The 12,371-nt window shown below is 45.3% G+C and carries 12 protein-coding genes; 4 read left to right on the forward strand and 8 right to left on the reverse strand.

Annotation, left to right across the window (positions count from 1 at the left end; translation table 11 throughout):
- Positions 1–19: 19 nt before the first annotated feature.
- Together AAA943_RS19675 and AAA943_RS19680 are read right to left on the reverse strand one after the other, a co-directional pair.
- Complete coding sequence (locus AAA943_RS19675; protein ID WP_338226080.1) at positions 20–1,339, reverse strand: acetylxylan esterase; 1,320 nt, start codon at positions 1,337–1,339, stop codon at positions 20–22.
- Positions 1,340–1,529: 190 nt separating this feature from the next.
- The gene (locus AAA943_RS19680) at positions 1,530–2,621 is read right to left on the reverse strand and encodes a 6-phosphofructokinase (protein ID WP_338226081.1); all 1,092 of its coding nucleotides are present in this window, start codon (positions 2,619–2,621) and stop codon (positions 1,530–1,532) included.
- Positions 2,622–2,811: 190 nt separating this feature from the next.
- On the opposite strand from AAA943_RS19680, the gene AAA943_RS19685 reads away from it, so the two are divergent.
- Complete coding sequence (locus AAA943_RS19685) at positions 2,812–3,753, forward strand: polyphosphate kinase 2 family protein (RefSeq protein ID WP_338226082.1); 942 nt, start codon at positions 2,812–2,814, stop codon at positions 3,751–3,753.
- Between the two features lie 215 nt (positions 3,754–3,968).
- Here AAA943_RS19685 and amaB read toward each other — a convergent pair whose 3' ends face one another.
- Together amaB and AAA943_RS19695 are read right to left on the reverse strand one after the other, a co-directional pair.
- Positions 3,969–5,513, reverse strand: coding sequence for an L-piperidine-6-carboxylate dehydrogenase (gene amaB, locus AAA943_RS19690; protein ID WP_338226083.1), 1,545 nt, complete (start codon positions 5,511–5,513; stop codon positions 3,969–3,971).
- Positions 5,514–5,564: 51 nt separating this feature from the next.
- Positions 5,565–6,563: a DUF4421 domain-containing protein gene (locus tag AAA943_RS19695; protein WP_338226084.1), complete on the reverse strand. Its 999-nt coding sequence runs from the start codon at positions 6,561–6,563 to the stop codon at positions 5,565–5,567.
- A gap of 271 nt (positions 6,564–6,834) precedes the next feature.
- Here AAA943_RS19695 and AAA943_RS19700 point away from each other — a divergent pair, with 271 nt between their 5' ends.
- Entirely contained in the window at positions 6,835–7,617 is a 783-nt protein-coding gene (locus AAA943_RS19700; RefSeq protein ID WP_338226085.1) for a glycosyltransferase family A protein, read from the forward strand.
- Here the strand turns inward: AAA943_RS19700 and AAA943_RS19705 are convergent, their stop codons facing one another.
- Complete coding sequence (locus AAA943_RS19705; RefSeq protein ID WP_338226086.1) at positions 7,618–8,328, reverse strand: glycosyltransferase family 2 protein; 711 nt, start codon at positions 8,326–8,328, stop codon at positions 7,618–7,620.
- 87 nt (positions 8,329–8,415) lie between these two features.
- Positions 8,416–9,618 carry a pyridoxal phosphate-dependent aminotransferase gene (locus tag AAA943_RS19710; RefSeq protein WP_338226087.1) on the reverse strand — a complete coding sequence of 401 codons (1,203 nt, stop codon included), beginning with the start codon at positions 9,616–9,618 and terminating at the stop codon, positions 8,416–8,418.
- A 132-nt stretch (positions 9,619–9,750) separates the two neighbouring features.
- On the opposite strand from AAA943_RS19710, the gene AAA943_RS19715 reads away from it, so the two are divergent.
- Positions 9,751–10,611, forward strand: coding sequence for a toxin-antitoxin system YwqK family antitoxin (locus AAA943_RS19715; protein ID WP_338226088.1), 861 nt, complete (start codon positions 9,751–9,753; stop codon positions 10,609–10,611).
- Here the strand turns inward: AAA943_RS19715 and AAA943_RS19720 are convergent.
- Positions 10,608–11,135 (reverse strand): YSC84-related protein, encoded by a 528-nt coding sequence (locus AAA943_RS19720; protein WP_338226089.1) that lies wholly within the window; start codon positions 11,133–11,135, stop codon positions 10,608–10,610. The genes AAA943_RS19715 and AAA943_RS19720 overlap by 4 nt on opposite strands.
- Before the next feature lie 17 nt (positions 11,136–11,152).
- The gene (locus AAA943_RS19725) at positions 11,153–11,509 is read right to left on the reverse strand and encodes a YraN family protein (protein ID WP_338226090.1); all 357 of its coding nucleotides are present in this window, start codon (positions 11,507–11,509) and stop codon (positions 11,153–11,155) included.
- 84 nt (positions 11,510–11,593) lie between these two features.
- Between AAA943_RS19725 and lipB the strand changes: the two genes are divergently transcribed.
- Positions 11,594–12,319 (forward strand): lipoyl(octanoyl) transferase LipB, encoded by a 726-nt coding sequence (gene lipB / locus AAA943_RS19730; RefSeq protein WP_338226091.1) that lies wholly within the window; start codon positions 11,594–11,596, stop codon positions 12,317–12,319.
- The last annotated feature ends 52 nt before the right edge of the window (positions 12,320–12,371 follow it).

The following is a 12,371-nucleotide window of genomic DNA, read 5'->3' on the forward strand; positions in this document are numbered from 1 at the left end:
CTGCCTTTCAAATAAAACCTTACTTTCCCAACTTTTCAAAAAGCCAGTTATCCGCCTTGACTCCCTGCTCAGGAAAGGTCCAGTGTCCCGTCTCGGGAATCACAAAGACTTCCTTGGGGGCTTTGATTTGATTGTATGCCGAATAGTAGGATGTGGGCGGACAGGTGTCGTCATTGTATCCCCAGGAGTAAAATCCGGGAGTTTTTAAAATCCGGGCAAAATTGACCACGTCATAGTAAGCCAAAGTTTCTATGGCTTTTGGAAAATTGTAGTACTTCTGATTGGCCGGTGCCAAAATATGCGGCCATCCCCCTGCCCTGCCCTCCAAGTAACCCGTCATATCACTCAAGGCCGGATAATAGGACACTAGGTATTTGATCCGGGAATCCAAAGCAGCAGTGATAATAGCCAGTGCTCCTCCCTGACTCCCCCCCTGTACGGCAAGATTTTCTCCATCGTACTGGGGTAATGAAGCAAGAAAATCAACAGCCCGAACAGCTCCTAAATACACTCTACGATAGTAGTAGATATCCTTGTCCTGCACATTAAAATTCCAATAACCATTCAAAGCCCCGCTTCCCAGATTGCCATATACTTCTGGAGCCATATCAATGGGTATCCCATGAATTCCGATTTGCAAAACGATGGCTCCACGCGCGGCTTTGGCAATATCCCCGGAATAGGGCCTGATTCCGGCACCCGGAACTTGAAGGATTGCCGGAAACTTGCCCTCTCCTTTTGGAACGGTCAAAACCCCATAGATTCTGCTGTTTCTGACATTTTGGAAATTGACGTGATAGACATCTACTTTTTCTGTGCTTCGCTCCGGAATGTGGATCATTTTAGGGTCCATGGGGACTTTGGCCAATTCCTCTTTTCCTGCACCCCAAAAAGCCTCAAAATCTGCAGGCATGGATACGGTCGGCTGAATCTTTTCTGCTTCAAAAGCAGCCGTGCCCAATCCTCTATATTCCTTCCCATCAATCGTAGCAAAAACCTCGCAGCGAAGAAAGCCCGGGGTTTTCATCCCCGGTGCAGTGATGGTTGCGGTACCATTTTTCAATTGCAAAGCTCCTTCCTTTAGTGGCTCCATTTTCTCTTCCTTCACAAAGTACCTCACATTTTCCACTGGGATTGGCCTCCCGGACTGAGTCACCGAAACGATGAATTCAACTTTCTCTCCCAGCTGGTAATTCCAGTCCATCTTGCTTGGGGAAACTGAGATATCCAAGTATTGCCTGGGAATCTGGGAGAATCCCTGAGCATAGAGGAGAAAAAAAAGCAGGAAGAAAAATCCAATTTGGATTCTTTGGGAAGAATGGAATTTAGCGTAGGTCATAGGGGCTGAATTGGTTGTTGCTATTTTAAAACATTAATATCTGCTGTTTAGCCAAAAAGGCCTCGGTTCACAAAATCTTTCAAACAGGCCTAAAATTCAGCTTCATCGATCTGCTGACTTGGGTCATCCAGCCCAATCAGCTGAGGAAATTCGTTTTTTGGTATTATTTCGGATATTTAGTTTTAAGAATTTAATCTCCGAATGAAATACCCAATCCTTTGGCGGCCTGAACCAGTGTGCCACGCGGATTGACAAAGTTGTAATCACTTATCGCCTCTTTGATGGGAACTGAGATGAAGTCATTATTCTGAAGGACGACCAATTGGCCAAATTTCCCTTCCAAAACCAACTCCATCGCCTTCACTCCAAAGACAGAAGCGATCACCCGGTCGAAAGCTACCGGCGTCCCACCTCTTTGAGTATGTCCTAAAACAGTCTCTCGCACATCGGCTTCCAATCCTGCCTCTTTCAATTGCTCGCTCAAAGTAAAGCAAACCCCACCGAGGCGTACAGCATGCCTCCCCAATTCCCCTTGAGTAGCAGTGACAGTTCCGTCTTTGGCGGTGGCACCTTCTGCAATCACGATGTTGACAAAGCCCCGACCGTTGTTGTAGCGACTTCGGATTTTTTCCAAGACTTTATTGAGATCATAGGGGATTTCGGGAATCAAACAGATTTCCGCCCCACCGGCAATGGCCGTGTAAAGAGCGATCCAACCGGCATTTCTGCCCATCACCTCCATGATCATCACCCGGTGATGGCTGTTGGCCGTGGTGACCAGTCGGTCAAAGGAATCCGTGGCTGTCTGTACCGCCGTCTGAAAACCAAAGGTAAAATCTGTACTGGACAGGTCATTATCTATGGTTTTGGGAACTCCTACCACAGGCATCCCTGCCTCGAAAAGTGCCTGTGAAATTGCCTGTGAGCCATCTCCACCGATATTGATCACTGCGTCGAAGCCTTTGCTTTTCAGCCGATCTACCAGCCAAGGAATCCGGTTGACTACCCGGATGGAACCGTCGGGCTGCTTTTCGGGAAAGCTCATCGGATTGCCTTTATTGGTGGTACCCAAAATGGTGCCTCCTGTCACATGGATTCCAGAGACCACCTTTTCGTCAAGTCTGATCAGTCGGGTAGGTTCCTCCATCAGCCCGTTTAGCGCCTCATAACTTCCCCAGACCTCCCAGTCTTTTTCCTGTGAGGCCCGTTTTACAATCCCTCTGATTACAGCATTCAATCCCGGACAATCTCCACCTCCGGTGGCCACCAATATTTTTTTCATACTTGAATTCTTTTTTCTAACCCTACCGATTCCGATACAGAAAGGTTACAATCCTGAGTCAATCATTGGATATCGGTTTTACTTGATGTAATTTATCCTTATTCCAAAAAGATAAAAATCATGGAAGGATAAAACCTGGGATTTCGATGCCCAAATAGGAATCCTTCATTTCAGACAAACTATGATACAAGTGGAAAAACTTACCAAAGAGGCTCTCAAGAAAATGAGCGATGAGGAAATCATCCGTAGAGCCAAGAAGCTGGCAAAAAGATACTGTGTTGGAAATGGAAAAGACTTTAAGCTGAAGGATTTTTCTACCCAGCCCAAAATGGAACTGGGCCCCGAGGATAAGCCCTTGGTGAAAGAGGCTCTGGAGCAAGGAATTCAGGAATTGACCCGATTGCAAGAAGTCCTCTATGCGCAAGACAGATGGTCTTTATTGGTGATTTTCCAAGCCATGGATGCTGCAGGTAAAGACGGAGCCATCAAGCATGTGCTTTCAGGAGTCAATCCTCAGGGCTGTCATGTGACCTCTTTCAAGGCTCCCAGTGCAGAAGAATTGGACCATGATTTCCTTTGGAGATGCCTTAAAGAACTACCCGAAAGAGGACGTATCGGTATTTTCAACCGATCCTACTACGAGGAAGTGCTGGTCGTACGCGTCCATGAGGCAATTTTGAGAAGTCAAAAACTTCCTCAAAAACTCATCACCAAAAAAATCTGGGATCAACGTCTCGAGGATATCCGGAATTTTGAAAAATACCTGGATCGGAACGGGACCAAAATCATCAAAATCTTCCTGCACGTCTCTCCAGAGGAGCAAAAACTGCGTTTTTTGGATCGGATAGAAGATAAAAACAAAAACTGGAAATTCAGCACCAGTGATATCAAGGAAAGAGGATATTGGGAAGACTACATGAAAGCCTACGAAAAAGCAATCCGGCAAACCTCAACCAAGGACTCCCCTTGGTACGTCATTCCCGCCGACAATAAATCCTACGCAAGAATTGCCGTCGCTTCGGCGATCATATCCGCATTGGACGGGTTAAATCTTCACTATCCCGCTGTAAGTGAAGAAAAAGTAGCCGAACTTCAGCAAATCAAAAGTCAATTACTGTCCGGAGAAAGCTGATTCTCCATTTTAGCCTAAAGAAAACTTGCTCTTCCAAATAGAAAGAGCAAGTTTTTGATATTTGAACCTGTATCGCGGCTTCCAATCTTTAGGAAGGACGACCTTTCAAGCTCTAAGGCAAATGTGAAAATATGGAACACATCGGACCTCGGTCATCCGACTTCCGACCCAATAATTAGAAATAATTTGGTTTGGAAGGCAAAGCAGACAATACTTTAAATATCAAACTTGATCCCCTGTGCCAAGGGCAAAGATGTCGAGTAATTAATCGTATTGGTCTGACGGCGCATGTAGGCCTTCCAAGAATCAGAGCCGGATTCCCGTCCTCCACCAGTTTCTTTTTCTCCTCCAAATGCCCCTCCGATCTCAGCACCGGAAGTACCGATATTCACATTGGCGATTCCACAGTCCGAACCTGCAGCCGAAAGGAAAGCCTCTGCTTCCCGAATATTCGTAGTCATGATCGCAGAAGAAAGGCCCTGAGGGACCCCATTGTGCAAGGCTATTGCCTCGGGAAGAGTTTTGTATTTGATCAAGTATAGGATGGGGGCAAAAGTCTCGTGTTGTACGATTTCGAAATGATTCTCCGCTTCGTAGATCGCAGGCTTCACGTAGCAGCCGGATTCGAATCCAGGTCCTTCGAGGACACCCCCTTCTACTACAGCCTTTCCACCTTCGGCTTTTACCTTCTCAATGGCCCTAAGGTAATTTTTGACAGAATCCTGATCGATTAGCGGGCCTACATGATTTTTTTCGTCCAAAGGATTGCCAATCACTAGCTTGGAATAGGCCGATGCCAGACGGGATTTGACTTCTTCGTAGACATTTTCCTGGATGATTAACCTCCTCGTAGTCGTGCAACGCTGTCCGGCAGTACCCACTGCACCAAATAGTGCACCTCGGATCGCCATATCCAAGTCCGCATTTTCGGTGATGATGATGGCGTTGTTTCCGCCCAATTCCAAAAGTGATCTACCCAATCTTTCAGCCACGGTTTTTCCGACGATTTTTCCCATTCGGGTTGATCCTGTCGCAGAAATCAATGGAACCCTTGTATCCTGTGTCATCCACTCTCCAACTTTGTAGTCCCCTACGATCAGGTTTGAAATTCCCTCGGGCATTCCGTGTTTGGCAAAAATCCCTGATACGATCTTCTGACAGGCTATTCCGGAGAGGGGAGCTTTTTCGGAAGGCTTCCAAACGCATACATCCCCACAGACCCATGCGATGGCAGCATTCCATGACCAAACAGCCACAGGGAAATTGAAGGCTGAAATAATTCCGACTATTCCTAAGGGATGCCACTGCTCGTACATCCGGTGCCCAGGGCGCTCCGAGTGCATGGTCAATCCATAAAGCTGACGGGAAAGACCAACCGCAAAATCACAGATATCGATCATTTCCTGTACTTCTCCCAGGCCTTCCTGATAGGATTTACCCATTTCGTAAGATACCAGCTTACCCAAATCGGCTTTGACTTCTCTCAATGCATTTCCTATTTCCCTTACGACCTCACCTCTTTGGGGAGCGGGGATGGTTCTCCAGGTTTCAAAAGCCATTTGAGCCTGAGTAATCACTTGCTCGTAGGTTTCAGCGGATGTTTGCTGAACTTTTCCGATGAGCTGTCCATCAGCCGGAGAGTAAGAAGGGAGATGGGATTCTCCTGAATCCATCCAAACACTGCCAGTGGAGGTTCCCGGATTTTGGGGGTCTACCCCTATTCTTTTCAAGGATTGGAGGATTCCAAATGAATCATTCATAACGATGGGAAAATTGGTTGTTGACTCCCAAAGCTAAAAATAAATCAACGATCAGTTGAACATCCGTTTTAGTATTTGACGGGGATTGAATTTGGTAAACGTCTTATCCAACTTAGGTCCGGGGTGAATTTTGTACACCAAATTGACCCGGTAATTCCCGGTATTGGCCTCTTGAGAGATACCTTGAATCTCAGCAAGAAGCAGGTTTTTAAACACATAGCTACCATTGATTGAAAACTTTCGTCCATTGTATCCAGCAAAGCCCCGGAGATTATAGCCTGGCATCAAACTTATTGCCCTGCTGTCTTTATTTTCATCTGCTTTCCCTGTGCCAAGACCCAGATTGGCAGAGGCAGCACCGGTGATAAAAAAACCATTTCCAAAAACCAAGGTACCTGCTAAGCCCGCACTGGGTCCAATCTGAAAAAAGTCCCCTCTCGAGTAATTGCCCGGAACACCCAGTTCCTCTGGAATAAGCAAAGAATCTCCGCTAATCCGTACCCGATAAACCTCAAAACCCAACATAGGAGAAAAAGCAGATCTTTTTTGGATTTCGGATTGGTGAAATGCTGCTTCAAAAGAAAACTTCTCTCCATTGAAAAGATAATTGGCACTCAGGCCAAGTTTGACGAGTCGAAGATCCCTACGACGGTATTCCGCCCCGGAATCCTGGAAATCAGAGAGGGTATACCCTCTATAAAACTGCAGGAATAGGTCGAAAATCCAGTTTTGGGGATAAGAATGAAGCTGAAGGTCCAAAAATTGAGGCCAATCCTCTATCCGATTAGGATTGAGAAATCCAAAGGGGGCTGCGATATTCAGTGTAAATCGCTGATAGGTGATTCCCACCCCAAGATTCAATCCGCTATTCGGCTCATAAAGCCCAACAGATTTTCCATAATCCAGATTGGTATATTTTCTGGACACGTAGGTCCTTAGGATCATTTGGTCCACTGTCTTCTCAATATAGGTGGAATCGTAAGTCGACCTTTGAGCCCAAGAAGACCCAAAGATCAAAACCATCGAAAGAAGAGAAATCCCTATTTTCATCCAGAAAAGTTAAATCAGGGACAAGTTAAATAAAAGAACCTTGGCTTTCGCCAAGGTTCTACAAACGGTTAGAGTTCGAAAAATGGACTCCGTAGAATCACATTTTTTCAAAAGTATTTTCGAGAAAAGTTGTTAATCACCAAACCAATTTAAGAACAAACTAGAATTATCCAAATTATTTTTTGGACAATTCCATACAAAACTGGTTAAAACTAAATTTGGCCTACCTTTAATGGAAAGTTGCACCTTTCAAATTCAACGAGACCCTACTATGGAAAGCTCCAAAGTCTCAGTAATCATTCCTGTTTTCAACGGGGAAAAATACTTAGCAGAAACCATCCAATCGGCCCTCAACTCCATCCACAGGCCCTTGGAAATTATCATTGTCAACGATGGTTCTACAGATTCCTCTGAGCAAATAGCAGAATCATTCAGACAGAAACACCCATCCATCCTACAAGTCATCAATCAGGCCAATGCTGGGGTAAGCGCTGCCCTAAATACAGGGGGCAGATTTGCTTCCGGAGATTATTTTTTCCCTTTAGGTGCCGATGATTTAATTTCTCAGGATTACCTCTCCCAAGCCTCTGCTGTGCTGGATGCTCGACCTGAAGTAAAGGTCGTCTATTGTGAAGCAGAAAAGTTTGGTGAGTTTGGAAGAAAACCCTGGAAACTAAAACCTTTCAGTATTTCGCTCCTAGCCCGAGACAATATGATCTTTGCCTGTTCTTTAGTTCGAAGAGTGGATTGGGAAAGAGTGGGGGGATTTTCAGAGGATATGATCATGGGAAGAGAAGATTGGGAATTCTGGATCAAAATTTTAAAAGACGGTGGAGAAGTCGTCAAACTTCCAATCCTGGGGTTTCATTACAGAATTCATTCTGGGAGCAAAAGAAAAAAGACCGGAACCACCCAAAAAAAGAGAGAGCGGATTGCCTACCTCAATGCCAAACATCCTGAGTTTTTCGAAAGGGAGTTGAATGGTCCTTTGCGATTCCAAAGAACTTGGTCAAAACCCTACAATACCCTCCTCAAACTTCTAGGCAAGCTTTAATCAGATTTTATCCCAACCCTTCCAAAACTTCAGAAAATAGTATTTGAGCGGATTGGTATATTTGAGTTGCTTCCAAGGTCGGCTGGCATGTGGACGATGCCAAACAGGAGCATTCATCAAGACCCGGTTTTGAAAGCCCAATTCGATCGCCTTTTTCGAAATAAAGGTATCGTACCAGTCCTTGGCTTCGTCCAATCCTGTAAAGGAATAGCTTTCTAAAAACTCAGGAGAAAACAAAGTACAGCAAAAACTCAGGCTTCGGTTTGTCAGAATTTCCGGTTCTTTGACTCCCTTGAATTTCAGGTATGGGAAATTCACCACCCCTTTATCATCTACAGTCACCGAGCCAACCAAACCGGATTTACCATCCTTTTTCATAGCTTGGAGAAGCTTCTCGATCGTATCCGGATGAATTACCACGTCCGACTCCACGACCAGCAGAGGAAGCTTTTCTTCCAAGGCTCGCTTTTGGGCAATTTGGAGCACCAATTTATAATTGGGTGATGGATGACCTGTAATATCCTCTAAGTGAATCAGTTCGTAACCGATTTCAGCCTTGTTTTTTTCTAAAACTGCCTTGGTCTCTTCGGTGCTGAAGTCATTAAAAATCACGTGCGTCACCCTCACACTGGAATTTCGGATGGCTTTGGCGGTATCCAGGGTGGTTTCCACCGAATTTTTGACGGGAGTGATGACGAGTAATTCAGGCATGGGAAAAGATTTATGTCAAAAATAAGGCTTTATGATAAGGCAAAAAAACAGCCCCAAAAATGGGGCTGATTGAAGAGCTAGTATCGGTCAGGCTAAATCACCCAACGCCTTCTTAATTCGCTTCAGGGCTTCTACCAATTCCTCCTCGGATGCCGCATAAGAAATTCTCACACAATTTGGAGCTCCAAAAGCCCCTCCGGTCACCAAAGAAACATTGGCTACAGCCAAAAGATAGAGGCAAAGGTCATCGGCATTATTGACAGTATGGCCATGAGCTGACTTGCCAAAGAAAGCGGTCACATCAGGGAAGAAATAAAAAGCTCCCTCAGGCACATGGGTTTTGATTCCCGGAATATCTCTCAACAAGCCCAAAACCAAATCCCTTCTTTTCAGGTATTGCTCGGCCATTTTCTGGGAAGGAGTCTGATCTCCGGCGATTCCCGCCAAGGCCGCACGCTGAGCGATTCCGGTATTTCCGGAGGTGAACTGACCCTGCATCTTTTCTACAGCTTTGGCAATCTCCAAAGGAGCGCAGATATACCCTACTCTCCATCCGGTCATCGCATAGCCCTTGGAGAAACCATTGACGGTCACCGTTCTTTCAAACATCCCCGGAAGGGAAGCGATACTGAAGTTTTTACCTGTGAAATTGATCAGCTCGTAGATCTCGTCGGCAATGACCACCATAGATGGATGCTTCTTCACGACTGCCGCGATAGCTTCGAGTTCTGCTTGGGAAAATACCGATCCCGTAGGATTGCAGGGGGAAGAGTAGATCACAGCCTTGGTTTTTGGGGTGATTGCTGCCTCCAACTGGGCTGCAGTAGCCTTGAAGTTGTTTTCCAGATTGCCTTCGATCAATACCGGCACGCCTCCACAAAGCTTGATGATCTCTGCATAGCTAACCCAATACGGAGAAAAAATCACCACTTCATCGCCCTCGTTGATCAGACACATGAAGGTATTGGCTATCGAGTGCTTGGCACCGGTGGAGACGACGATGTTTTCGGCCTTGGCCTGAGAGATGTTGTTTTCTTCTCTCAGCTTCTTGGCGATGGCTTCCCGTAGGTCCTGATAGCCGGCTACAGGGGGATAAGAAAAGTATTTCCCTTCATCGATGGCATCTTTGGCGGCATTCTGAATATGCTGTGGGGTTTTGAAATCAGGCTCACCCAAACTCAAACTGATGATATCAATGCCTTGGGATTTCAGCTCTCTGGCTTTTTTTGCCATGGCTAGAGTAGCCGATTCCTCCATACTTAAGATGCGATCCGATAGAATAGAATTCATTATTTAGGTTGTTTTTTTACAAATTCCTCAAAAATAGACAGAAGATTATAAATAATAAACAAAACTTAGGATTTGCCTCTGAAATGTTATTTTTGGATAAAATAGACCGTAAAAAGATCCGTTTTTCAAGGGATGAGCAAACCACTTTCTTTCGTACTTCTCCTTTTCATCTGCTGGAGCAAAGTCTGTCTTGCCCAAAAATCCGACAATGACAGGAAATCCGATCCGGATTCTTCAGGGGTTGTCGTTTCCGCATTATTACCTTCAGTAGCTCCGCTTTTGCTTTTCGACGAAGAAAAAGAGAAGGATGCCAAAAAGGAGAAAAAGAAGAAAGCAAGAAAAAATATCTGGTTTGATGTAAAGACCCAAAGGGGATTTATCCGAAGAGAACTGAGGGGACAATACTATTTTGAATACTTCAATTACACGGATGCCGAACGTAACCCCAATCCTTACATCCGGGATGTCTATTGGTTTGATCCAAAAGAAAAAGCCATCAAGACTACAGGATACTCTAAGGATTCAGGCTACCTTCTTCATGGCCCCTATGAACGCCTGGTCAACGAGGTCGTGGTAGAAAGCGGGATGTTTTATTACGGGATGAAACACAAGACATGGATGCTTTTTGACTCCAAAAACGTCCTTCAGGACAAAAGCCACTTCTCCGAAGGCTGGCCCAAAGAATCGAGGATCAGCTACTATAATCGATCCTCTAATTCCATCGAAGAAATCATCCCAATTCAATACGGGTTGGAAGAAGGAAATTATTTTCACTTCCACGAAAATCAGCAAATCGCCGTCACCGGAGAATACAAGTACGGAGAGAAAGTCGGCCTTTGGACTGAGTACTGGGACACAAAAAACTCACAAACCATCCGGAAAAGGGAAATCCAATATCAGGAAGCTCCATTTATGAAAAATTTCCGACCTTATATCCGCGCTGAATGGGATAAGGACGGAAATCTCCTGTATCGAAAAGAAAACCTGAACTAGTTTTCCGAAAACTTGAATTGCTGTCCTCCGACCGAGGCTTCATACATCAAGCCGCCTTTAGTGCGGGTAAATACCATCACCCCATCGACATATTTGGCATTGAGTGATGCTCCCGAGGCAGCTGCAACTGCCGATACCTGAGCGGACATTTCGATTTTATTTTTCTTGAATCGGTCAAAAGCCTCTTTGTCTTCGAAGAACACTACTTCACTGTAGGCCTGTCCTCCTGCCTGAAAGCCAATAGTGACCTGAGTCATCCGTGCAAAGCCAATTCTGCTGCCCCCTTGGTAAGCCACCCCATTACCGGAAGCCCCTCCCACTCCCAAGCCTCCTTTTCCTACATTCGGTAGGATGATATAGCCATAAGCTGATGAAAACAGCTTGGCCATATCGGGATCATCGTCCAAAAAGGCTGCTTTTGCATCCTCGGAATCCTCAATGATTTTTTGACTTTTTTTGTCGGATTGAGCAAACAGTACACTGGACAAACTGAATAGCACCAAAAGCAATGTAATTTTTTTCATAGGTAAAATTGATTTAGTCAATAAAAAGCATCTTCAAAATGCCGGAAACGGACCGTCCCTTCCCGGTCTTTGTAAACGCCCACGATGTCAAATCTGATATCCTTTTTCCAGTCAGACTCAAAAATATACTGGTCTGCAGCCTTCACGATCAGCTTTTTCTTCACCGAATCCACAAATTCCTCGGCATACCCAAACCCCGTCCCCGAGCGAAACTTCACTTCCACAAAAACCAATAACCCTCTATGCTCCAAGATCAGATCGATCTCCGCATACCCATGCCGATAATTGGTCTCTTTCAACTCATACCCTTTGCTGACCAGCCAATCTGCAGCCAGCTGCTCTGCGAGTCTTCCGGAGTCGTTATGCTCTGCCATAGGATTTTATTGGTTAATTTTGAAAAATCGAAGAACGAACGGGCGCTAAGGCCTGTTTATTAAAGAATTCCGAAGGGAAAACTAATGAATGAAATTATCAATAAAACGGTAGAATTCCGAGACTTAGGACGAATGGACTACCAAGAAGCCTGGGATTATCAGGAAAAGATTTTCGCCGAAATCGTCGCCCAAAAGATCAAAAACAGAAACCTTCCAGCAGATCAACAAGCAATCACGCCCAACTACCTGCTGTTTGTCGAGCATCCTCATGTCTATACCTTGGGTAAAAGTGGGAAACCCGAAAATCTCCTGTTGGATGATTCTGGATTAGCTCAGCATCAAGCTTCCTATTATAAAATCAACCGCGGCGGCGACATCACCTATCACGGCCCGGGGCAATTGGTCGGCTATCCGATCCTAGACCTGGACAACTTCTTTACCGATATCCACAAATACCTCCGGCTACTCGAAGAAGCCATCATTTTGACTTTGGCTGATTACGGAATTGAGGCAGGAAGAATCGACGGACTGACCGGCGTATGGCTGGATCATGTGGAACAAAAAAATCCGCGTAAAATCTGCGCCATGGGCGTCAAGTCCAGCCGCTGGGTGACTATGCACGGTTTTGCCTTTAATTTGAACGCCGACCTCTCCTACTTTGGACACATCATCCCCTGCGGCATCGATGACAAGGCTGTCACTTCCTTACACCTCGAATTAGACAGACCCGTGGATGAAGCCGAAGCCAAACACAAAGTCAAAAAGCACTTGGCTGACCTTTTTGAAATGAACCTGATTGAATCAAAATAATTGAGTCGGAAACAGTCTCAAATTCTAGACTTTAGTTTTGAGGCCCGAAATT

Source organism: Algoriphagus confluentis (genome assembly GCF_036245625.1).
GTDB lineage: Bacteria > Bacteroidota > Bacteroidia > Cytophagales > Cyclobacteriaceae > Algoriphagus > Algoriphagus confluentis.